General features: G+C 65.0%; 24 protein-coding genes and 1 pseudogene. 7 read left to right on the plus strand and 18 right to left on the minus strand.

Translation table 11 applies throughout. The features are described from left to right. Positions 1-211: 211 nt before the first annotated feature. The 8 genes from AC1DO7_RS04440 to AC1DO7_RS04475 form a co-directional block, all read right to left on the minus strand. The gene (locus AC1DO7_RS04440) at positions 212-580 is read right to left on the minus strand and encodes a hypothetical protein (RefSeq protein ID WP_441616271.1); all 369 of its coding nucleotides are present in this window, start codon (positions 578-580) and stop codon (positions 212-214) included. Positions 581-654: 74 nt separating this feature from the next. Further along, positions 655-906 carry a hypothetical protein gene (locus AC1DO7_RS04445; protein WP_441616273.1) on the minus strand — a complete coding sequence of 84 codons (252 nt, stop codon included), beginning with the start codon at positions 904-906 and terminating at the stop codon, positions 655-657. 73 nt (positions 907-979) lie between these two features. Continuing rightward, positions 980-1,222, minus strand: a complete 243-nt coding sequence (locus AC1DO7_RS04450) for a hypothetical protein (protein ID WP_441616275.1) — start codon at positions 1,220-1,222, stop codon at positions 980-982. A 32-nt stretch (positions 1,223-1,254) separates the two neighbouring features. Beyond that, the gene (locus AC1DO7_RS04455; RefSeq protein WP_441616277.1) at positions 1,255-1,536 is read right to left on the minus strand and encodes a hypothetical protein; all 282 of its coding nucleotides are present in this window, start codon (positions 1,534-1,536) and stop codon (positions 1,255-1,257) included. Positions 1,537-1,785: 249 nt separating this feature from the next. After that, positions 1,786-3,006, minus strand: a complete 1,221-nt coding sequence (gene andAa / locus AC1DO7_RS04460; protein ID WP_441616279.1) for an anthranilate 1,2-dioxygenase system ferredoxin--NAD(+) reductase — start codon at positions 3,004-3,006, stop codon at positions 1,786-1,788. Beyond that, positions 2,996-3,307, minus strand: a complete 312-nt coding sequence (gene andAb, locus AC1DO7_RS04465) for an anthranilate 1,2-dioxygenase ferredoxin subunit AndAb (protein ID WP_441616281.1) — start codon at positions 3,305-3,307, stop codon at positions 2,996-2,998. Before andAb ends, andAa begins: the two co-directional genes overlap by 11 nt. A 97-nt stretch (positions 3,308-3,404) precedes the next feature. Further along, positions 3,405-3,878, minus strand: a complete 474-nt coding sequence (locus tag AC1DO7_RS04470; RefSeq protein ID WP_441616283.1) for an aromatic-ring-hydroxylating dioxygenase subunit beta — start codon at positions 3,876-3,878, stop codon at positions 3,405-3,407. Positions 3,879-3,881: 3 nt separating this feature from the next. Then, positions 3,882-5,138, minus strand: coding sequence for an aromatic ring-hydroxylating dioxygenase subunit alpha (locus AC1DO7_RS04475; RefSeq protein WP_441616285.1), 1,257 nt, complete (start codon positions 5,136-5,138; stop codon positions 3,882-3,884). Positions 5,139-5,285: 147 nt separating this feature from the next. Between AC1DO7_RS04475 and AC1DO7_RS04480 the strand changes: the two genes are divergently transcribed. Continuing rightward, positions 5,286-6,188: a LysR family transcriptional regulator gene (locus tag AC1DO7_RS04480; RefSeq protein ID WP_441616287.1), complete on the plus strand. Its 903-nt coding sequence runs from the start codon at positions 5,286-5,288 to the stop codon at positions 6,186-6,188. A gap of 31 nt (positions 6,189-6,219) precedes the next feature. On the opposite strand, the gene pdxR is transcribed toward AC1DO7_RS04480, so the two are convergent. After that, complete coding sequence (gene pdxR / locus AC1DO7_RS04485; RefSeq protein WP_477115832.1) at positions 6,220-7,746, minus strand: MocR-like pyridoxine biosynthesis transcription factor PdxR; 1,527 nt, start codon at positions 7,744-7,746, stop codon at positions 6,220-6,222. A 113-nt stretch (positions 7,747-7,859) separates the two neighbouring features. Here pdxR and AC1DO7_RS04490 point away from each other — a divergent pair, with 113 nt between their 5' ends. Together AC1DO7_RS04490 and AC1DO7_RS04495 are read left to right on the plus strand one after the other, a co-directional pair. Further along, positions 7,860-8,597: an NAD-dependent epimerase/dehydratase family protein gene (locus AC1DO7_RS04490; RefSeq protein WP_441616291.1), complete on the plus strand. Its 738-nt coding sequence runs from the start codon at positions 7,860-7,862 to the stop codon at positions 8,595-8,597. 280 nt (positions 8,598-8,877) lie between these two features. After that, positions 8,878-9,111 (plus strand): DUF2188 domain-containing protein, encoded by a 234-nt coding sequence (locus AC1DO7_RS04495; RefSeq protein ID WP_441616293.1) that lies wholly within the window; start codon positions 8,878-8,880, stop codon positions 9,109-9,111. A 149-nt stretch (positions 9,112-9,260) separates the two neighbouring features. Here AC1DO7_RS04495 and AC1DO7_RS04500 read toward each other — a convergent pair whose 3' ends face one another. Then, positions 9,261-9,545: a hypothetical protein gene (locus AC1DO7_RS04500; RefSeq protein WP_441616295.1), complete on the minus strand. Its 285-nt coding sequence runs from the start codon at positions 9,543-9,545 to the stop codon at positions 9,261-9,263. Between the two features lie 634 nt (positions 9,546-10,179). Between AC1DO7_RS04500 and AC1DO7_RS04505 the strand changes: the two are divergent. The 3 genes and pseudogenes from AC1DO7_RS04505 to AC1DO7_RS04515 form a co-directional block, all read left to right on the plus strand. After that, positions 10,180-10,446 (plus strand): annotated as a pseudogene (locus AC1DO7_RS04505) (SOS response-associated peptidase family protein); the annotation flags it as partial. A 499-nt stretch (positions 10,447-10,945) separates the two neighbouring features. Beyond that, positions 10,946-11,581 (plus strand): type II TA system antitoxin MqsA family protein, encoded by a 636-nt coding sequence (locus AC1DO7_RS04510; protein ID WP_441616297.1) that lies wholly within the window; start codon positions 10,946-10,948, stop codon positions 11,579-11,581. Beyond that, positions 11,550-12,098, plus strand: coding sequence for a hypothetical protein (locus AC1DO7_RS04515; RefSeq protein ID WP_441616299.1), 549 nt, complete (start codon positions 11,550-11,552; stop codon positions 12,096-12,098). Before AC1DO7_RS04510 ends, AC1DO7_RS04515 begins: the two co-directional genes overlap by 32 nt. Before the next feature lie 86 nt (positions 12,099-12,184). Here the strand turns inward: AC1DO7_RS04515 and AC1DO7_RS04520 are convergent, their stop codons facing one another. The 3 genes from AC1DO7_RS04520 to AC1DO7_RS04530 are packed head-to-tail and all read right to left on the minus strand — an operon-like array spanning position 12,185 to position 13,576. Next, entirely contained in the window at positions 12,185-12,697 is a 513-nt protein-coding gene (locus tag AC1DO7_RS04520; protein ID WP_441616301.1) for a DUF2514 family protein, read from the minus strand. Next, positions 12,694-13,164, minus strand: coding sequence for a glycoside hydrolase family 24 protein (locus tag AC1DO7_RS04525; RefSeq protein ID WP_441616303.1), 471 nt, complete (start codon positions 13,162-13,164; stop codon positions 12,694-12,696). The genes AC1DO7_RS04520 and AC1DO7_RS04525 overlap by 4 nt, the downstream gene beginning before the upstream one ends. Position 13,165: 1 nt before the next feature. Continuing rightward, positions 13,166-13,576, minus strand: coding sequence for a hypothetical protein (locus AC1DO7_RS04530; protein WP_477115833.1), 411 nt, complete (start codon positions 13,574-13,576; stop codon positions 13,166-13,168). 123 nt (positions 13,577-13,699) lie between these two features. Between AC1DO7_RS04530 and AC1DO7_RS04535 the strand changes: the two genes are divergently transcribed. Continuing rightward, positions 13,700-14,317 carry a hypothetical protein gene (locus AC1DO7_RS04535; protein ID WP_477115834.1) on the plus strand — a complete coding sequence of 206 codons (618 nt, stop codon included), beginning with the start codon at positions 13,700-13,702 and terminating at the stop codon, positions 14,315-14,317. Here AC1DO7_RS04535 and AC1DO7_RS04540 read toward each other — a convergent pair. From AC1DO7_RS04540 to AC1DO7_RS04560, 5 genes are read right to left on the minus strand one after another with little or no spacing between them, the layout of a single operon-like run. Continuing rightward, positions 14,277-14,609 carry a hypothetical protein gene (locus tag AC1DO7_RS04540; protein WP_441616309.1) on the minus strand — a complete coding sequence of 111 codons (333 nt, stop codon included), beginning with the start codon at positions 14,607-14,609 and terminating at the stop codon, positions 14,277-14,279. The genes AC1DO7_RS04535 and AC1DO7_RS04540 overlap by 41 nt on opposite strands. A gap of 1 nt (position 14,610) precedes the next feature. Further along, the gene (locus AC1DO7_RS04545) at positions 14,611-15,954 is read right to left on the minus strand and encodes a phage head spike fiber domain-containing protein (RefSeq protein ID WP_441616311.1); all 1,344 of its coding nucleotides are present in this window, start codon (positions 15,952-15,954) and stop codon (positions 14,611-14,613) included. 12 nt (positions 15,955-15,966) lie between these two features. Beyond that, on the minus strand, positions 15,967-16,566 hold the full coding sequence (locus AC1DO7_RS04550; protein WP_441616313.1) for a phage tail assembly chaperone: 600 nt from the start codon (positions 16,564-16,566) through the stop codon (positions 15,967-15,969). Between the two features lie 7 nt (positions 16,567-16,573). Then, a complete protein-coding gene (locus tag AC1DO7_RS04555) occupies positions 16,574-17,308 on the minus strand; it encodes a tail fiber protein (RefSeq protein WP_477115835.1) in 735 nt (244 codons plus the stop codon). Between the two features lie 15 nt (positions 17,309-17,323). Then, entirely contained in the window at positions 17,324-20,281 is a 2,958-nt protein-coding gene (locus AC1DO7_RS04560; RefSeq protein ID WP_477115836.1) for a phage tail protein, read from the minus strand. Between the last annotated feature and the right edge of the window lie 19 nt (positions 20,282-20,300).

Raw genomic sequence — 20,300 nt, forward strand, 5'->3', positions numbered from 1 at the left:
GATCGCTCCCCTCGGACACCGTGGCCTGCGCATGCGGCCGGTGCCGGCGTCGCCCGGACGGAATCGGCTCCGGCGCGGGCAATGCGTCGCCGTCATGCGGYGAACTGTTCGTGCAGGGCCACAGCGCCCCCGGTTTTCGCGTGATGCTAGCACGCGGCGCGGGCCTTCTGCCACCGCGCCGGCCGCCTGCGGACAACCGTTGCGACGCCTCTCAGGCCGCCGGGATATCGTGCGTGCCGCGTGCCAGGAGATCGTCCGGGCCGTCGCCCAGCACGCGTGGGCGGCGAGGCTGCAGCTCCAGCCCTAGACGGATCAGCAGCTCGAACGCGTCGGCCAGCAGATGCTGCTGGCGCGGCAGGAGGCTGGCATAGGGCATGTCATAGATAGACTGGTGAGCACCGCGCGTGCCCTTCAGGCCGCGGTCGCGCGCCATATCGGACAGGAGCGCGGCAAAGCCGTGCAAGTCTTCGGCGGCCAGGGCTGAATTGAGCACTGCCGCCAGCACGTTGGGCGGCGAAGAACCCCAGCCCATGGCGTCGGAGTTGGCCGCACCGTCTTCGGAAGCATCGAATGAGTTCATACCCGCATTAACGACCGCGAGACGCCGCCATGTAGGCCATGACGCAAAACTTCTGGCGACTGGTGCGCCGGCGCTCAATCCGCCGCATAGGCAACATGGTCCACCGTCGCGTCGATCAGGCGGCATGCGCGCGCCTGGGCCCGGTCCGCCACCTCCAGCAGCCCGCCTTGTTCATGCCCCACCCACGATTGCAGCGGCGAGGGGTTGCGCACCTCGCCCTTGCCCTCGCGCACGATCGAAGCGCTCACAAGGCAATCGCGCTCCTGCTGCTGCACCGAAATCAGGACCACGTAGCCGCGATAGTGCAGCGTTCTCGATTCACTCATGATGTCTCCCCCGTTGCAGCCATCGTAGCATGCCGCAGCGCAGCGACGACACCCCGCACAGGGAGGCTCCGGCTCAGGCACGCTCCTGCGGCCGGTCGTGCGGACGCCGGCCCATGCGCCAGACATTGGGCGGATCGCCATGGGCGGCATTCTGGAACATCCACGCGCCGCACACCGTACAGCGCCAGGGCCGGTCAACCCAGCGCGAATTGATCTCCATGCCCAGCGCGCCCGCGCCGGACGCGGCCAGGTTTTCATGCGGCTGCACGGAGACCGGCGCGCCGACGAGCAGATGGCAGGGATCGCAAGCCTGCATGCATTACTCCAACAAGGCCGTTTCCGGCCGGATCACGAATCGCCGCCAAAGGGATCGGCTTCGGCCCGGGCCGGGAGTTCCGCCAGGTCGAATTCGTCGCGCGCCTTGTCCACCACGGCGCGGATGCCCTTCTCGTACCCCGCGGCGTTGCCGAATCCCTTCATGTCCCAGTTGCGCCCGCGCGCATCGCGCGCGTGCGGCTGCGGCGCGGGCACGCGGATCTTCGCGCCGTCCTCGATGATGTCGTCGATGCGCTGGATGCGCCGGCTCACCTCATCTTGCAAGGCGCGCGCGGCGCGCTCGCGTTTGGCCATTGTCCACTCCTGTCACTGCGCCTGGGAAAAAAATCGGGGAAACGCGGGAAAACGTGGAAAACGTGGAAAACGTAAAAACACGTGGAAAAACGCAAAACCCGCGTAAGCGCCAGGGCACAAACGTCTCATCGACAAGACAATGAAGCGGCCTGGCGCCAGAGTTGATTGTAGAGTCAGCGCCTTGCCACTACAAACCCGATCGGCCCGCATGCGTGGCCGGGCAATGGCGCAGCCCGCCCGCGCACGGCCTCACAACAAGGTACGCAATGGCGTGGCGGCGTCGGCGATGCGGGCCCTGTCCAGCACTTTTCCCGCGGCGATCAGGCGGCGGCAGGCGGCAATATCGCGGCCACCATTCACGCTGGCGACGGCTTCGAGCTTGTCGTCTTCGCCGAACGCCAGGACGCTGAACGACGTGCCGGCCGGGTTACCGCGCACCGTGATGGTTTGGCGAGCGCCGAAGACGCCGAGCGTCTGCAGATTGCAGTCGTATTGATCGGACCATAGCCACGGCGTTTCGGCGTAGCTTGCCTCGCCCCCCAGCATGTTCGCCGCGGCGACGGCCGGCTGGTTTTCCGCGACCTGCCAGGACTCGATGCGAATGTGCCGGCCCAGCAGCGGATTGAAGTGGTTCGTCACCTCGCCCGCCGCAAAGATCGAGGGATCGCTGGTGCGGCATTGCGCGTCGACCAGCACGCCATTGTCGGCGGCAAGCCCCGCGGCCTGCGCCAGTTCCAGGTTCGGCACCACGCCGATGCCGACCACGACCGCATCTGCCTCGATCTCGCCGCGATCGGTTTCGACCATAGCCGTGCCGCGCGCCCCGCACCGGATGCCAAGCGCCTGCGTTGCCACGCGCATCTCCACCCCGCGCGCCGCATGCAGGGCAAGCATGAAGGCGCTCACCTGCGGCGGCATCGAGCGCTGCAGCAAGCGGCCGGCCGGCTCGACCAGCGTTACCTTGCAGCCGCGCGACACGGCCGCCGCGGCCACTTCGAGTCCGATGAAGCCGCCGCCCAGGACGACAATCCGCCGCCCCGCCGCCAGCGCCGCGCGCAATCCGCGCGCGTCCGCAACCGTGCGCACGTAGTGCACCGGCGCATCGCCGGCCACGGGGCCGGAAAAACGCCTGACGCGCGACCCCGTCGCCAGCAGCAGGCGCGCGTAGCCGATCCGCGAGCCGTCGTCGAGCCGCACTTCGCGCGCGGCGCGGTCGATCGCCTGCACACGCACGCCGAGCCGCATTTCGATGCGCTGCTGCACATACCAGTCCGCCGCACGGATGAAGGCCCGCTGCTCGCCAGCGTCGCTGGTCAGCGCATCCTTGGACAACAACGGGCGGTCATACGGCAGTTCCGGCTCGTCGCCGAGCATCAGCACGCGCACGCCGGGCGAGATCTGCCGCAACGACTCCGCCGCGCGCCGCGCCGCGTGCCCGGCGCCCACGATCACCATCGCTTCATTCGACATGGATCTCGACGCTCCCCTCGTTGACGCGCACCGGGTAGGTGCGCACCGCTTCGGTGATCGGCGCGCAGCGCGGCGCACCGGTACGGATGTCGACCAGGCCCTGGTGCAGCGGGCACTCGACGCAATCCCCATCGACGAAGCCCTCCGACAGCCGCGCGTGGCCGTGCGTGCAGAGGTCATGGATGGCGAACAGGCCCTGCGCCAGGCGGAACACGGCGACAGGCTGCTGCCCCGCCACTACGGCAACGGGTTCGCCTTCGACGAAATCGTCGGGAGAGCCGACGGCATACCACTGGGTCATTGAATGTCTCCCTCAGGATGAATACACAGAGTGAATACACGGAGCCCGCATGCAGGCTCCGGGATGGCGGCGGGCCCTCGCTTCCCGGCCCGCCAGCTCAGATCGGATAGATGATCGAGTTGGGGATCATCTCGCTGTCGAACACGCACAGCCGCGATTCGAACTTCAGCCCCGCGCCGGTCAGGCGGATCACATCGATATAGCGGCCTACGTTGAACACCGTCGACAAGCCGTCCGGCTTGGTGCGGAACACCGCATAGTTGGCCTCCGACTCGATCCGCTGCGCGTCAGCCTTGAGGATGCGCGGCATGCCGACGACGTGCCGCTGGTAGTACGGATCATGGAAGATGGTCTCGGTGGCCCCATAGATACGATCCTTGAGCATGCCGCGGCTCTCGAACGACAGCGTGGCCAGCGGCAGGCCTCGCTCGTGGTTCTCGCGCGGCTGGAGCTTGTACACGCAATCCTCGGTAAAGAACTCCGGCCAGGCTTCCCACGTATTGCTGTCGAGGGCCGCGGCGTAGTCCGCATAGAGCGCCAGTACCTTGGCATAGGTTTCGAAGTCGAGCATGGTTCAGGCCTCCATCACGCGGCGCCAGTAGTCGTACATGCCGCGGATCAGCGTTTCGGTCACCATGTGCTCCGTATCTCCGATCTCCCGGCCGCCCAGTTCCGCCAATGTGTGCTGCTGCGGCTTCTGCTCGAAGCCCTCCTGCGAGAACTCGATGACCTCGCCGTCGTCGGCCGACACAAAGCCGGCGGGACCGAACAGGTTGGCTTGCCGCAGGCGGCGGCGCGTCATCTCGGCGTCGTCGTGCTCGAAACCGAAATGGGTCCAGACGAAGTTGAATGCGCCGTGCCCGGCGGGCTGAATATGCCGCGTGGATACCGAGTTGACCTGTTGCTGCACGATCAGGCTGGGAAACAGGGTCATCATGACCGCCGTCGGCGCGCCCCACCATGCTTCATGCACGACGTCGAGGAAGCGGTCGTCGTGCAGGCTCATCTGCTCCTTGAAACTCGACACGCCCGCCGTGACGTCGCTCTTGCCGGCGCTGCCGCGCGTGGAGATCATCGCGGCATGCCGGAAATGCTCGTCCATTTTCAGCTGGGACCGGTTGTCGGCGCGCCAGAGCCCGAACGTGACGAACCACGTGTGCAGCAGCCCGGGGTGGTAGGGATCCTTGATGTTCTCCTGCATCAGCTTCCAGTTGCCCGGAATCCGCTGGCGGCTGTACCCGAGGATGGTCAGCTTGCGGCCATCGAAGACGCGATCGAAGTACGCGAGGATCGTCGGGCCGAGATACGCCTCCAGCGTGGGCATGTCGTGATCGAACGAGGCGAAGATCACCCCGTTGCGGCGCGCCACGCTGAGCCTGGTCAGGCCGTGCTGCTTCGGATCGAAGTCGGGCGGCATGCCACCGTTGACCTTGCCGTCGAGCCGCACCCCGCGCCGGAACGGCACGCCGACCAGGTTGCCCTTCAGATCGTAGTTCCACTGGTGATACGGGCACGTGAAGTCCTTCCGGTTGCCGAACTTCTCGCGACAGAACTGCACGCCGCGATGCGCGCAGACGTTCTCCACCACATGGACTTCGCCGTCCGCGGTGCGGCTCACTATCACCGACCTCTCGCCGATCACCGTGCGCTTGAAGTCGCCCGCCGCCGGGATCTCGGCCTCGAGCCCGACATAGCACCAGTGGCCCGAGTAAAAAAAGCGCTCGAGTTCGCGCTGGTAGATGGCGTCGTCGGTATAGGCCTGGAACGGCACGCGGCTCGAGCCGTCGTCCTGCCATCCCGCCTTGCTGAATACGAGAGGTTGCTCGCTCATCGCTTTGTCTCCATGGTGGGGTCGCGTTGTTTGTGGGTATCTTGCCGCCGCTGGTAATATTAATAAATGGAAGAAAGGTGATATGCGATATCACCTGCAGTGATAAGACTGAAACACACCCACCCACCCACACCCCAACACACACCCATGGACCTGCGGGAAATCGACCTGAACCTGCTGGTGGTCTTCAACGAACTGCTGCAGGCGCGCCGGGTATCGGCGGTGGCGGATTCGCTCGGCACCTCCCAGCCCGCCATCAGCAATGCCCTGAACCGCCTGCGCAAGCTGCTGGGCGACGAACTGTTCCTGCGCACGTCCAGGGGCATGGTGCCCACGCCCTATGCGGAGAGCCTGGCCGGACCGATCAGCGACGCGCTCGCCGCCATCCACCAGACGCTCAATGCAAGGACCACGTTCAATCCCGCCTCGAGCACGCGCGCGTTCACGCTGGCGATGACCGACATCGGCGAGATCTATTTCCTGCCCGAACTGATGAAGACGCTGTCCGCTGTCGCGCCCGGCGTCACCATCAGCACCGTGCGCAATCACACGGTCAATCTGCGCGAGGAAATGGAAAGCGGCCGAGTCGACCTGGCGATCGGCTTCCTGCCGGACCTGAAGGCCGGCTTCTTCCAGCGGCGCCTGTTCCGGCAGCGCTATGTCTGCCTGTTCCGCCGAGGTCATCCGCTCGCGCGCGAAGGCATGTCGCTGCGCGCGTTCAGCCACGCGGAGCACGTGGCCATCGTGGCCGACGGGACCGGCCACGGCGTGGTCGACGAAGTCATCCAGCGCGCGGGGGTGGCGCGCAAGCTGCGCCTGCGCGTACCGCACTTCGTCGCGCTCGGCCATATCCTGCAGACGAGCGATATGGTGGCGGTGGTGCCCGAAGCCTACGCGAACCGCACCTTGCAGCCGTTCGGGCTGGAAACCGCGCCCAGCCCGGTCAAGATCCCGGACATCGTGATCAATGTGCTATGGCATGCGAAGAACAATCGCGAGCCGGGAAACCAGTGGCTGCGGCAACTGATCTTCGACGGGTTCTCGCGATAGCGTGGGGGGGGCGGGCCGTCGCGTCGCGGCACTACGTCCGGCCCGRCTTCATGCGCGCCAGCACCGCCGCAAGCGTGCGCGCGCCGGCGTGGATCTTCGCGGCATCGACCGAGGCGAACCCCAGGACCAGGCCCGGCGGCGCGGGCCGCTCGACCGCGTAGTACGACATCGGACGCACTTCGAGGCCGGCTTCGGCGGCCAGCCGCGCCACCATCGCGTCATCGGTGCCGGGCGGAAGGAACGCGGGCGCATCGAGGCCCGCCAGGATCGCGGGCAGATGCAGCGCGCCATGCAGGTGGCGGTCGGCCGCGATGCGCAGCGCCTGCGCGCGTTCGCCGTACAGCAAGCGCATGCGCCGCATGTGCCGCCCGAAATGCCCGTCCGCGATAAACGCGTGGAGCGTGGCCTGCGGCTCCAAGGGAATATGCCGCGCGGTCAGCGACAGCGCACGCGCAAACGGCGCGACGAGGTGATCGGGCAGCACCGCATAGGCGATGCGCAACGCCGGAAACAGGAGCTTGCTGAAGGTGCCGCAGTAGATCACGGAGCCGGCCTGGTCGAGGCTCTTCAATGCCGCCAGCGGCGGGCCTTCGAAACGGTACTCGCTGTCGTAGTCGTCTTCGATGACGATCGCTCCGGCCGCGCCTGCCCAGGCGAGCAGCGCCAGGCGCCGCTCGAGCGCGAGCGGCGGCCCGAGCGGCGCCTGCCGGCCCGCGGTCACATAGGCCATGCGGGCACCAGGCGCGCTTGCCCGGCCGGCGGCGACATCCAGGCCGCCCGCGTCGACCGGTATGCCGGCCACGGCCGCGCCCGCAGCCTCCAGCACCATGCGCGCGCCGGGATATCCCGGGTCCTCCATCCACACCGCGTCGCCGGGGTCGAGCAGCAGCCGGGCGGCGAGGTCGAGCACCTGCTGGACGCTGCCCACCATCAGGATATTGTCGGCGGTACAGGCAATCCCCCGGGCAACGCGCAGATTGTCGGCGATGGCCTCGCGCAGCGGCCGATAGCCCTGTGCTTCGCCATCGCCCAGCAGCGCACCGTGCCCCTGGCGCGCGCGTTTGGCGGCAATGCGCGCCCAGATCTCGGACGGAAAAGCGCGGAGATCGGGTTGACTCAGCCGGAACGCGGGCGCCTGCAGCGCACGCCCCTCCACGCGAAACGGGCTGCGCGCAAGCCGTTCGCCGCGCATCGACAATGCGGCGGGCAGCGGCGCGGACGATGCCGGCGCACCGGCACCGCCCGAGCGGCGGCGCAGGTCGTCCGCGCGCACGGCCGGCGCCGGGCGCCGCTCGGGCAGCTCGGCCGCAACGAAGCTGCCCCTGCCGACCCGGGCCGACAGATAGCCCTCTGCGGCCAACTGCGCGAACACGCCGATCACCGTGCCGCGCGACACGCCGTAGCGGCTCGCGATGTCACGCGTGGGCGGCAGCCGCGCACCGGGTGCGAGCCTGCCCGCCAGGATCGCGCTGCTGATCTCGGTGTACAGCCAGCGCTGCAGCGACGCACCCTCGGGACGCGCCGCGATTGCCAGCTCGATGTCTTTCGCGTGTCGCAAGAGCTCCCCCCTTGGTTTGAATTGGTACAGTTAAAAATCCCGAGAATGGATCTTTCTCCAGACCAATATCACTCCTATGCTCCTGCAGCAAGACCCATCCCTGGAGCATCTCCATGACCCAAAGCGTATTCCTGGCTGGCGCCACGGGCGTCATCGGCACCGTACTCGCGCCACTGCTGCTCGAAGCCGGATACATCGTCCATGGCAGCACGCGGCGCGCGGACCGCGCCAAGGCACTTGAAGCGGCCGGTGTGATCCCGGTGATCGTCGATGTCTTCGACGCGGCGGCGCTGAGCGCAGCGTTCAAGCGCATCCGCCCCGCCGGCGTGATCCACCAGCTCACCGACCTGCCGCGCGGTCTCGATCCATCGCAGATGGCGCAGGCCGTGGTCAACAACGCGCGCATCCGCGATGAAGGCACCCGCAACCTCGTGGCGGCGGCCAGGGCAGCCGGCAGCAGCAGCCTGGTCGCGCAAAGCATTGCGTGGGCCTACCGGCCCGGCACCCGCCCCTGCGGCGAAGACCATCCGCTCGACACCGACGCGCAAGGCAACCGGCGCATCAGCGTGCGCGGCGTCGCAGCGCTCGAAAAGCACGTGCTGGAGGCGTCCGGCCTCACCGGCACGGTGCTGCGCTACGGCCAGCTCTACGGGCCCGGCACGGGCGCCGGAGAACCATGGGGTACCAGTCCGCTACACGTCGCAGCGGCGGCCAGCGCGGCGCTGCTGGCGCTGCGGCAGTCGCCGGGCGGCATCTTCAACATCACCGAAGACAACCCGGAAGTCAGCAACGACAAGGCCAGGCGCGTGCTGGGCTGGTCCCCCGAACAGTGCGCCCCGTCGAGGCACTGACCGGCACGCTCCGCCGCGGCGAAAGAAGGGTTACACCCGATTCCGCCCACTAGATGCTGCGAAGCACAATGAACTGATGCCGGGTGTCAGCCAATCCCGGCACGCTGTTGACGCCACCGGGCTTGCGAGGGCCCGGCGGCTTTTCTTTTCCGGTGCGCTGGCACGCAGGCGCCCGTTCCAGGCTTGTTAGCCACCTGTGCTGGTGCCGTTGTCGGGTGCGGCCTACTATCGCTCTTGCCAGGTATCGCCTACAACGGCAGTACCGCACTGGGAGACTGCCATGGATTCAAAGCCGCAACGCAACGTACATGTCATCCCGCATGCCGACGGATGGGACGTGGTCCATGAGGGGGCAAAGGGCGAAAGAGCGCACTTCCTCAGCCAGGAAGAAGCCGTGGATGCGGCCACCGAGATCGCAAAGCGAGACAAAGTGGAATTGCTGGTACACGGCCAGGACGGCCAGATCCGCATGCGCAACAGCTACGGCCACGACCCCAGGAGCGTCAGGGGGTGATCCTGTCCCGGCTGCCGGCATTTCACAATCGAGCACGACGATGACGATCGCTTGACGGTCGCCTGACGATCGCCTGACGATCGCCCTATGCGCCGTTGGCCAGCCCGCGGGCGTCCAGCAGCCAGACACAGGCGGCTCCCGGGACGATCTCAGGGATTGCCGGCCTTGACGCTGCCAGCCAGGTCGCCGGCACCGGGATCTGCCCGGCCTTCGTCGATCAGCTTCTCGGCGTAGTCGCGCGCGTGGTGCCACGCTTCGCCTTCGGAGAAGTACTGCCCGGGCACGCGTTCATGCTCGAATATCTTCACCGCGGTGCCATCGGGCGCTTTCGCGCAGATCGTCACTTCGCCCTGCCATGGCCCGCCGATTCCCAGCGACGTCGCGGCCGCGTCATACCAGTGATCCCTGTAGTAAGTGAAGCCTTGGAGATCCATTGCCTTCTCCGGTCGTTCAAGACCATCGTAGCATGTGCAAACGGTATCGGAGACTCGCTTCGGGCAGCCAGCGGCATGAAGCTCCACCCCGCAGATCGCAAGTCCACCAAAGCGGAACGCGTTCGCGCCGCGCCGAGGGCGGGCCACGATCTCTCTGCATCCGGCATACCGAGCCCCAGGGCTGCGCACACTCCATCCAACGCATCCGACGTGCATGCCGGATATTCGCGACCGGACATCGAGCCCTGCAGGTGGCAGGCGCGCATGCCGACCGTGCGACCACCGAGGGCTAATCAAGCAGCGCGACGTCCCGGTTTCCAAGGTCCGCCTTCACCTTCCTGCCGCGTGATATTGGATGTCATCCAAATAAGCCGCTGGAAATCGCTGCCCTGCGCAGAAAAGAAAAAACCCGCTAGACGTTAATCTAGCGGGTTTTTTTGATACTGGTCGGGGCGAGAGGATTTGAACCTCCGACCACCTGCACCCCATTTCTATACGCAAACATTACGGATCAATGGGTTAGGCGATTTCGTCTAACTATCTGCTTAAATTTTTGGCATGACGGCATGCGGCTTTCCGGGTGGAATCCGGGGCAAGTTAGACGGATTTCGCTCGATTTTCGGCAGACGAGCCCGAGTTTGCGATCGCCGGCCTGTGGCGCGACTGGGTCGAAGAAGGCGGCAGCCAGCTGTTCAGCTTCACCATGCTGACCATCTATTCGGACAAGCACCCGCTGATGAACCGCTTCCACGCCCCTGGCAAGGAAAAACGGATGATCGTGATTGTGCCCCGCTCGGAGTGGGATGACTGGCTGACCTGCCGATATCCGGAGCGGGAGCGCAGCTTCATGCGGCCCTACCCGCCGGAGCTGATGGTTGCGGAGGCGGCGCCGCGGGCGTAGCCCCCCAACTTGTAACGTGGTGTAACATTGCGGCACCCCTTGCGCACGCCCATGACAACCACCAAAATACCCCCGCAACTTACCACTGTGGTAAATTACTGGCCAGAGCAACCCACGGTTGCGCCGGTTACCGATGCGCAGCGTGCCCTTGGACACACCCCCATCTACAAGCTCGCGGCCTTACAAGAGTCAATTAAGTCACCTAGAGATCTTGTTTTGGCCACTCGAAAATGCAGAGAGGACGTGGCTGCAGAGCTTTTGTGGACGGTAACAGACGTTCATCGGGAGTTACTTGGACTAGTCTCTGGTGAGTATGTGAACTCCGCCTGGTGTCAGACTGGCTCGAAGTGGTGGTGTCCCTGCGACGCATACGTCGTGAAGCAATGCGAGACTGGAAACGAGGGGCAGTATAAAGACGTTTATCTAAAATTTGGCCTGGGTCCAACCGGTAAACTATTGCTAGTCGTGTCATGTCATCCAGCAATTTATTAGGACAAACATGAAACAGCACGAATGCCCCGCGTGTGGCGAACACGCCCTTCGAGAACTGCGGCAGCACGCGTCGTTTGAGTTTGAGGGCAAGGCGCTCGCATACTGCAGCCTTGCAACTGAGTGCCAAACCTGCGGCCTCGAATTCGTCGATGATGAGCAGTCGAAGACGAATAAGCGAGCGGTGGTTGCCGCACGATCTGCGGCCCTTCGAATTCCGTCGACTCTAGCACTCAGAAATTGGCGGAAAAAATGGGGGCTTAACCAGCGGCAAGCGGGAGAGTTGCTAGGCGTCGGACCGACAGCATTCTCGAAGTACGAGAACGATGATCTTGTTCCCTCCGCCCCAACAGCCCGACTTTTGTATCTTGTCACTCAGAGTGACATTGCTGTACAGAAGTTAGCGGCCCGCTATGAAATTGACTTACCTGTCGAAGGCCTGGAGGCAAGCGCCAGTGTGTCGCACCAGCCGGTTGCTGCTGAGGAAAAGACTAGTGATCGCATCCGCCACCTAGCTCAACCAACAGCGCAGAACCGCGGAGAATCAAGTCAACGCTCTGTGTGGAGCGCACAGTTCCGTAAGCAGCGAGTCTCTGTCACACGTAGGAAATTGTATGAAATTACGCCTGAAGGAATTAGCCTTTGATAAGGTAAGCGTCGAACTTTCTGATGAGTTTGACCGCGAGGCGTATGAGGGCGGACGTCATCGAGCACCTCTCGCCAATGACTTCGAAGGCGCGGACATTCACTTTGGATTCAGCGCGCGCATTCTTGAAATGGAAGATGCGGGGAAGGGTTTCGACGAGCATCATATCCCGATCGATGTCGACTTGCTGATTGAGGGGAAACCGAAAAGCGAGAGTCAGTTCCCATATCAATTTTCAATTCAGGCATCCGGTCTCTTTGTGCTATTTGAAGCGGATGAGACCTCAGAAGACGAGAAGATTCGCTTCGCTCAGGAGCGCGGCGTACGCCCCCTCCTAGCTGCAATCAGAGAAATGCTTGCGAGCATCACATCGCGATCATATTGGGGAAGCATCTTGATTCCGGAGGTCAACCTTTCCATGATGGTCCGGAAAGCGTTTGATCTAGAAAGATCAAACACCGATGGGCATAGAGTCCGAGAGATCGCTGACGACACAACTAGCCGAACCGTTGCCTGATGATGACGATGACCGCCCTCCTGGCAAGCGAAAAAGTGCCGCCACGGCAATCCATCACGGCACCACGCTCTCAAGGGCAACCCAACTTAGTGCGCCAGCTGTAGTGTCGCTCTCAGCGAGTCATAGGCGCGCTCGCAGGCCTGCCCTGCGATCCGGGCGGCGTCAGCGTACCCAGCCAGGATTCCCGCGCGCTGGTCAGCCCGGCTGAGCACGTCGGCAAGCACTCCGAGGGGATAGTCGGCTGCCGAGCCTGCGCCGGCAGCGGCGGAATTGCCGGTGGCGCGACTGGCGGCGAGTAGCTCGGCGACCCGCTGGCGCACGCGGCTAGAAACATCGTTGGCAGCAGCAGCGTCAGCGCGCGCGCTCTCCAGATCCTTCGTCGCAGCATTGGCAATCTCCGTTTGTGCCGCGGTGCGGCGTTGTTCCTCGATGCGCGCGTCGTCCACTGCCTTGACCTGGGCGCGTGCCGCATCAAGACGCACCTCCGCCAGCTCAGCGCGCGCCGTGTCGCGCTCGCCTCTGTAGACCCAGACCGCCCCGCCGGCCAGCGCCAGCGCGATCGCCGCTACGGCACATAGGACTTTCGTTTGCACGCTCATGCCAGCACCCCGCCCGCCTGGACATACACTCCGCGCAGATAGTCGAGCGAGTGCTCGTTCTGGCCATAACCCGCGCCCGGCAGGCTGGCCCAGATGTTCCGCACGCGCGACACTGCCTCGTCGAAGCGGCCGGTAGCGATCAGCTGCAGCGCCAGGCGCTCGCGAATCTGCTGCACGGCGATGCGATCCTGCGACGCCGGGCTGAAGTCCCGCAAGCCTAGCAGCTTCTTGTACGGATCGAAGTACCGCGCCAGCAGCTGGTACCTGCCGGCCGCCGTCGAGGACAGCCCTGGACGGATCTGCACCAGGCGGCGCGGGTGATCCCCGTAGCTGCTGAACAGCATCGGCGCCGCCGGCGTGCTGCCCACCAGCACGTTGTAGCCGTTGTCGGACTTGGCCAGCAGCCTGCGGCCCAGCTCGGACACGGCGAGGGTGTCGAGGAATGGCCTGATGTTCGGAGTGTCCATGTCAGCCATGCTTTCCCCCCGCTACTGCGTCGCGCACGTCATCGACCACCTCGGCCAGATCCTTGTCGCGCCGACGCTCAATGAAGTTGAACAGCCAACGTACCACCGCCCAGCCCGGCAGCCCGCAGCCGAAGACGAGGCCGAACAGCGCCACCAGGCCAATGTAGTCGCCAGTCCAGGCATGCAGGCCAAAGTGCTGGACCACCGCCGCCCCGCCGCCGACGCTCGACACCACGGTCGAGATGAGGGCGACGGCCCATTCCGCCGTGCTGCGCGGGCGCATCATGATCATGACGACGATGGTCGCCAGGCCACTCGCGCCTGCGGCCACGCCGGCGGTGCCACCGATGGCCTTGAATGCGGCGGCGCCCGYCGCGCCCGCTGCGGCACTGCCGCTGATTGGTTCGGACATATGGATCCCCGGAAATGAAAAAAACCGCCCTAACAGCGGAATGAAGAAAGCGATTGAAGGCTAGTTAGAATTGCGATGTAACGGGCCCGGATCAACCGCAGACAAATGGATGGGAGATATGGAGTGAACGAGCACAAAAAATCCACACCGAAGTTGCACTCCGAGAGGATTACGGTAACCAAGGCGGAAGCGGCTGAGCGGCAGCTCGTGATGGCAATCGATTTGYGGTTTCACGATAGAGACATCCTCGCGGTCCACACCCTTGCGTCAGCGGCCTACCACATCCTGCGCAAGCTGAACAAACATCGGCAAACGGGGTTCGTAGGTGCCCGCGACGCGCTGGTGTCACTCGGGAAATCCAAAGCCGAGCAAACCGAAATTGCGGACGTACTGAACCACCCGGCGAATTATCTAAAGCACGCCGACCGTGACGCGGACGAGTTGCTTGACTACAACCCCGACATGACTTTTCTTCTCTTGGTCGAGTGCTCTCAATCCCTTCAGTCATTGAACGGGCGCCATCCGCCTGAATGCAACGCTGTAATGATGTGGCTAGCTATTGCCTATATAAAGGTCTTCAACAAACGCCACCCCATCTTTGTTGCGACTGAGGGCCCCGTTGAGGAACTCACAAGGGACGGCATTCCCCCAAAGCTGGAAATGCTCGAACTGGCCCGAACCGCAGGGCGAAAGGAAGAAGCTACGCCCACACCCGATATGGCGTCCCCGGCACAGGGGTAACAACGAATCCGGCCAGCGCTGCCTGCTCGCCGACGGTCAGTGGCCGCTCCAGCCGCAGATTCACATGCCAGCCGGGCAGCGCCGTCGGCGGCGTGACCACGTTGCCCTCGGCATCCCACTCGCCACCCTCGTAGATCCTGCCGATGGTCGACAGGTTGACGCCCTCGGCCGGGACGCGGCGCGGCTCGTCGTCCTCGTCCTCGATCTCGATCGTCAGGCCAGCTGCCAGCAGCGCGGCTCGCGTGGTGTCGCGGTCGGGGCCGCGCAGGTAGTAGTCGTGGAACATGGGCACCTCAGATGGACAAGGACGGCAGGGCAGCATCGGCCCCCGGCGTTGGCAGGATGGTGAGTCGACGCATACACGAGCCGAGCGCGTCATCAAACTTCCCGAGCACCAACCGGGACAGGCCCGGCACAGGCGTGTAGGCGATCGACGAAGTGGCCGCACCGTTGACGGACATCGCCACATCGGTAGCACTCAGACGCATTGCGACCTTTGCAAACGAGCCGGCTGCAGGGAGCACCGGGAAATAGCTCAGGCCCGGACCATCGACGCCTGCCGTACGCGGCTGGAAAGTCAGGCGACCATTGGTGTTGTTCACGAATAGCCCAGCTCGATTTGCCGAAGTTCCAGCGTCGAACTGGAAGAGCCCCGGCCATTTCCCGCTGACTAGCGGAGGCACGATGAATTCAGCAATGACCGTGCAACTGGCAGGGTTGATGCCGACCGCCGAGAGAACGGTGCTGATCGCACTGTCGGCGGCGCGCGTCGTGGCGACGCCAGCTGTCGCTATCGGGGACCCCACGGACGCGGCCTGCTCCAATAGGAGCAAGCCAATCCTCAGCGTGAAATCAACGGCGAGCCCGCTGGAATATGTGAACACGGTACCATGACGCACGAAGCCAATGTCCGAGCGATTCGTCACGCGCACGGTCCCCTGCCCGGCCTGTCCAACGGTCCCCGTTGTAGGGACGGTGAACAGCGGGCCGTCGACGGTCCCTAGGAACGATCCGCCCGAGTTGTGCTGATAGAGCCCGTACTTGACGCCGATTCCACTGAGAGAGCCCGCGATCAACCGCATGAAGCCGGATACTGCCCAGGACTGGCCGTTGATGGCCGCAGCGTTCGCGTTGTCCGGATAGAACGCGCCGATTGTGTCGCCTGTGGTCCCTTGCCAACGGATGTCGATGCACGCCATACCATCCTCGACAACCGTGCCAAGGATCGTTCGCGTCAGGCCCAACAGGCCAGCAGTGTTCCAGTTGGTCGGCAGCGTTCCGGGCGAGCCAGCCACGGCACCGGCCATGGTGTTATTGCGAATCGCGTTCGTCCGCTGCTCTTCCATCAACAGCCCGCGCGCGGCAAGCGTGATCGGGTCATAGTCGAAGCGCGGGGCGTTGGCGGCCGACTGCACCAGCAAGCCGCCGGCGCTGAAACTCCAGCCGGCCGACGCGCGAGTGAAAGCGACGACATCAGAGAGGGGTGCGTTACCGAGCATGGTGCCGTTCCAGATCTTGTAGAGCTGATTCACGAAGTCGAGGGACATCGAGCCCTCGGCGTTCAACTGTGCGAGCCCCTGTGCCGCGCGACGCTGCATCATCTGCACCGCCGCGCGCTCTCGCTGCGCCTGAGACATCCTCGCCATGGGTCAGGGCTTCACCGGCCAGACGGTGTCGCGCGGGAAGCCGGCCTGCGCCGTCAGCGCGCGCAGGGCCTTGCGGTACTGGCTCAGCGCCTTCAGCAGCGTCTCGTCCGCCGGCTCCAGCTCGCCGAGCACGAAGCCATCCATCAGCGGCGCGATCCGGCCATCCGCCTCGACCAGCAGGGCATCGCGCTGGGCGCGCGCGGCGGCGGCCAGCTGCTCCGTCTCGAGCGCAACGTCGAGAGTCCATTCCTCGTCCACCCACTTGTGCGCGGGCGACGGCGGCGGCCCGTCGGTCAGGAACGGCGGTAGATCGCCCAGGCCGGAATACTCGGCGCCCAGCTGGAACAGCGAGCCGTCGGCCGTGCGATACAGCGGCACGGCGCGATAGTCGGGCGCCAGCGTCCAACTGCCTTCCGGCCAGTTCTGCGGCGCGTGGCCGGCGGCGTCACGGTAGATCGGTACCGCGCGCTCGGTGCGCGCCGGCGGCGGGGTCGGCGTAGCCCAGCCCGACACGATCGGATCGTCTTTGTCGAGAGGGTTCTCGTCGGCCAGGCCGTTGCACAGGAACTCGCCCGTGGCGGGGTGATAGTTGAAGATTTCCATGGGTTCCTCAGTACTTGATGCAGGCCAGCAGGCCAACGTTGCGCGGCCGGATTTCGCTGCCGGCACCCACAAACCCCTGCACGCCGCCGGAGAGCGCCGAGCCAACAGAGCCGGAAGCGGTAGTGCCGACAGCTGCGGTGCGGAACGTCGCGCTGAGCACGGCGRTGCCGTACAGAGGCGACACGCCTGCGCCGCTCGCATACAGCGGGTAGACGCCACTACCGTCCATCGCGAGCGGCAACAGATGGTTGTGGTCGCGCAGCTGCATGTCCTGCCAGCTGCCGAACGTGCGGCCCGAGTCGGCACCGCGGCCATCGTCCCACCCGCGCAGGAACTCGCCCCGCAGCTCGGGGAGGTTGAAGGTGGTCGAGCCGTCCCCGGCGCCGAACGTCGTGCCGATCTCCGCGAACAGGTCCGCGAAGGTGTTGCGCGACACGGCACCACCGTTCGCCTTCAGGAAGCCCGAGGGCGCCGCGCTCTTCGAATGGAAGACGATCGAGCCGGGCAGTAGGTGCCCGAAGTTCTGCACGCCCAACAGCCCGATGGTCACCCAAGCGGTGTTCCCGGCGTTGCGCATGCGCATGAGGCCCGCGCCCGTGTCCGCCCAGAACTGGTAGGGATAGGTCGTTGTGGGCGCCGACGAGCCGGACTGTTGCGACGCCTGCGCTTGTAGCGCGCCATTCAGGTCGGCGCGAAACGACGCCCCGGCCTGGTTGTCGATCACCAGATCGTTTTGAGACATGTGGCCCTCTCGAAGTTAGTAGCCGACGGCATCCCAGTCGAACCGCCGGGAGACTGCCGCGCCTGCGCTGCTGAAGAAGTTGACTGTGAAGCCGCTCGCGCTCTTCCCCGTCACGGTGAAGTAATCGCCCTGCGCCATGTTCTGAGCCGTGATGCCCAGCACCGGGACCACGCGGAAGGGCTTGCTGAAGGTGATGTTCTGCGGCCCGGCCGCCGACATGACATCGCGCCCGGCGTCGCGCCGATCAGGCATGTCCACCGTCACACTGAGCCCGGTCACCACCACGTTGTGCGTGGCAGATCCCGACTCCATCACCACCCGCCACTGGAACGCCCTGGCCTCGTAGTCCCCCAGCGTGAAGCGCTGCCAATCGCTCCAGGCCGGTGTGCCGGCCGGGTCATCGCTTGTGGTGCGCACATAGAGCGTCACGGCGGTGTCGTTGATGCGATCGCCGTCGACGGACTGCCAGGTATCGATCAAATCGACTCGGGCGTCGATCTGGTCGCCGGTGTCGAACGAGACGGCATCGATCGTCGCCGTGAGCCGCGACTTTTCCACGATGCCCAGATCCAGCGAGCCGGCGAAGTCGTAGGTGCCGCTGCTGACCAGGCCGCCCAGCGAATCGATCAGCCCCCAGCCGCCCGAGCCCACCACCGAGTCGATAGGCCCGAGCCCGTCGATGGCCGCTTGGTCGTCCCATTGGCCCGTCGCATCGATCATTCCCTGATCGTCAATCAGGCCTCGCCCAATCAGCTTGATGCCGTTCAGTGCCGGGTCCCGCACGATGCCCGCCTTTGCGCCCGCAAATGCCGGCTGCTCCACGATGGCAGCGACAACGTTGAGATCGACCAGCGAGGGTGCCGTGGTGACGACCTGCGCGGCCAGCGGCGATTCATTGCCACTGGAATCGACCCACTTCGCGAGGTAGACGCCTTCGAGTAGCGGAAGCTGCGCGCTGTTGGCCGCGCCGGAAATGTAGCCGCCGAAATCCACTGCGCTGCCCCACGTGGGCTGTAGCGTGTCCGACGTGTGCCGGACTCGCGCCTGGCCGCCGTTGCGCACGTCCAGGTCCAGGGACGCATCCCACGTCAGGTTGGCGAACCCGTTGAGCACCGACAGCGAGAAGCCCGTCAGGTTGCGCGGCGGCGCCGACTTGCCGATGACCCTGTGCCCGTAGGTATAGGTCCAGTCGGGGCTGCGCACCCCGAGGCTCGACACAAAGCGCGCACGCACGTAGTAGTAACCGCCGTCCTCCACCGGCGTCAGGTAGGTCCGGGTCGTCCCGGCCGACATCGGCTGTAGGCTGGTCCACTCGGCATCCTGCAGTCGCCGGTACTGCACCTCGACCGAACCGCGCTGCAGCAGCGTGCTTTCCGCCGGCGGCGGCCAGGTCACGAGGATGCGGGAGACCACCGTGCCGGTCTGGCTCAGGAGCAGCTGATCCTCGCCCGAGTCCATGCCGATCTGCCCCACCAGCTCCACCTTGAACGGGTTCGGGAGATTGGTGTCGGGGGCTGGGTCGACGAGGGTTGCGTTGCCGTAGTTCCAGTCATAGACCGCAGCAGCTTCCTCGTTGAGCACCAGGTCGATTCCACCGTCGTCGCTCATCTTCCACGACATGACGCGAAAGACCTTCTCGCTCCAGCCGAACTTTGCCAGCGACAGCTTCACCGTGCTGTAGGCCGAGAGTTGGAACGCCGTCAGCTTCGCCGGGAAGTCGACCACGATGCCCTGCCGCGATCGCTCCAGGATGATCTTCGCGAGGCGCTGCGCCATCACCGTGTCGGTGGTGTATGGCAGCTCGATGTCACGTTCGATCACCTCCCCGTCCTGCTGCGCGTAGAGCGTATTTCCTATTGGCGGGAAGTCGCCAGGCTGCCAGTACTTCGCCGGGTCGACAAAGGTGCCCTTCACTACGTTGAATAGATCCTTGCGCGACATGCGCGGCTGGACCTTCACTGGGCCGCGCAGATCTGACTCGGTCAGCGTCACGGTCGGAATGTCGTAGGCTCCTGCGAACACACGAAACACGCCGCCGGAGATCACCACCGCGCCAGCGCCGGCCGTTGTCATCTCCGTGAGGTTGTCGCGCGGTGACTTGTCCGACATGACGATGCCGTTGCACCGGTAACGCCGGTCGTATCGGCCCGGCGCCAGCGCCACGGACTCGTCGGCCACGTTCGCCGCGGCGATGACCGCGCTCAGGTCGATGTCGTCGTCGGTACAGCCGAATCCGCGCTCGTCGCGGAGGTAGTCGTAGACGCAAAGCGCCCAGTTGTCCGACCATACAGTGATGCCATTGCGCGGGTCGTAGACGCGTTTCCCCCTCACCACGGCCTTGATATTGGGCAGGCCGTTCGGAAAAATGTCGGCGTCGTACTCCAGCCGGATATACAGGTAGCACACCCCGCATAGCCGGTGAGCCGGCGTCCAGTAGTCTGGCATCTCGCCGATCAGATCGCCGTCTGCTGCTTGATTGATCGAGCCAAGATGCTTCTTGATCCGCACCAACGGCTTCGACCGCTGCGCCTCGTAGGTGATCTCGATGCTCGTGCAACCCGCAGCGATACCGCGCGCAGTGACCGTATCGCTGCCCGGCGACCATGTGTAGTCGCTCACTGGCTGGTGCGTCGGGCCGAATGTATCGCCCTCGATCGGCGGGATCACCCCGGCGATGGACGTGATGCTGCGAATCGCCTCTCCCACCGAGAACGTCGCAGTGGTCGAGTTGGGAGCGATCGGCACGCTGAACGTCCTGGATACCCCCCACGTCTTCAGGAACTTCCCGCCGGTCGGGTAGCCGGCGCTGAGGTCGCCCACCGGGTCCTCGCCGAGGTACACCTCTTCGATGTCCTCGCACTCATGGTCGGCCAGCGCAATCACCAGGTGCATGAACTGGTTCGTCTTACCATCGCCGTCGGTGCTGCCGGCGAACACCAGCGGGCCCGACGTCATCGCGCGGCCGTACACCATGTTGCGAGGCTGCACGTTG

It is taken from the genome of Cupriavidus sp. 05N40, assembly GCF_056397305.1.

Excerpts from the sequence above, each read along its gene's own strand:
- AC1DO7_RS04510 (WP_441616297.1), top strand. The coding sequence starts at position 10,946 with ATGAAACAGCACGAATGCCCCGCGTGTGGCGAACACGCCCTTCGAGAA.
- AC1DO7_RS04515 (WP_441616299.1), top strand. The coding sequence starts at position 11,550 with ATGAAATTACGCCTGAAGGAATTAGCCTTTGATAAGGTAAGCGTCGAA.
- AC1DO7_RS04440 (WP_441616271.1), bottom strand. The coding sequence starts at position 580 with ATGAACTCATTCGATGCTTCCGAAGACGGTGCGGCCAACTCCGACGCC.
- AC1DO7_RS04475 (WP_441616285.1), bottom strand. The coding sequence starts at position 5,138 with ATGAGCGAGCAACCTCTCGTATTCAGCAAGGCGGGATGGCAGGACGAC.
- AC1DO7_RS04470 (WP_441616283.1), bottom strand. The coding sequence starts at position 3,878 with ATGCTCGACTTCGAAACCTATGCCAAGGTACTGGCGCTCTATGCGGAC.
- AC1DO7_RS04445 (WP_441616273.1), bottom strand. The coding sequence starts at position 906 with ATGAGTGAATCGAGAACGCTGCACTATCGCGGCTACGTGGTCCTGATT.
- AC1DO7_RS04550 (WP_441616313.1), bottom strand. The coding sequence starts at position 16,566 with ATGGAAATCTTCAACTATCACCCCGCCACGGGCGAGTTCCTGTGCAAC.
- AC1DO7_RS04480 (WP_441616287.1), top strand. The coding sequence starts at position 5,286 with ATGGACCTGCGGGAAATCGACCTGAACCTGCTGGTGGTCTTCAACGAA.
- AC1DO7_RS04450 (WP_441616275.1), bottom strand. The coding sequence starts at position 1,222 with ATGCAGGCTTGCGATCCCTGCCATCTGCTCGTCGGCGCGCCGGTCTCC.
- andAb (WP_441616281.1), bottom strand. The coding sequence starts at position 3,307 with ATGACCCAGTGGTATGCCGTCGGCTCTCCCGACGATTTCGTCGAAGGC.
- AC1DO7_RS04490 (WP_441616291.1), top strand. The coding sequence starts at position 7,860 with ATGACCCAAAGCGTATTCCTGGCTGGCGCCACGGGCGTCATCGGCACC.
- AC1DO7_RS04560 (WP_477115836.1), bottom strand. The coding sequence starts at position 20,281 with ATGGTGTACGGCCGCGCGATGACGTCGGGCCCGCTGGTGTTCGCCGGC.
- AC1DO7_RS04500 (WP_441616295.1), bottom strand. The coding sequence starts at position 9,545 with ATGGATCTCCAAGGCTTCACTTACTACAGGGATCACTGGTATGACGCG.
- AC1DO7_RS04520 (WP_441616301.1), bottom strand. The coding sequence starts at position 12,697 with ATGAGCGTGCAAACGAAAGTCCTATGTGCCGTAGCGGCGATCGCGCTG.
- AC1DO7_RS04455 (WP_441616277.1), bottom strand. The coding sequence starts at position 1,536 with ATGGCCAAACGCGAGCGCGCCGCGCGCGCCTTGCAAGATGAGGTGAGC.
- AC1DO7_RS04545 (WP_441616311.1), bottom strand. The coding sequence starts at position 15,954 with ATGTCTCAGGCGCAGCGAGAGCGCGCGGCGGTGCAGATGATGCAGCGT.
- AC1DO7_RS04525 (WP_441616303.1), bottom strand. The coding sequence starts at position 13,164 with ATGGACACTCCGAACATCAGGCCATTCCTCGACACCCTCGCCGTGTCC.
- andAa (WP_441616279.1), bottom strand. The coding sequence starts at position 3,006 with ATGTCGAATGAAGCGATGGTGATCGTGGGCGCCGGGCACGCGGCGCGG.
- AC1DO7_RS04495 (WP_441616293.1), top strand. The coding sequence starts at position 8,878 with ATGGATTCAAAGCCGCAACGCAACGTACATGTCATCCCGCATGCCGAC.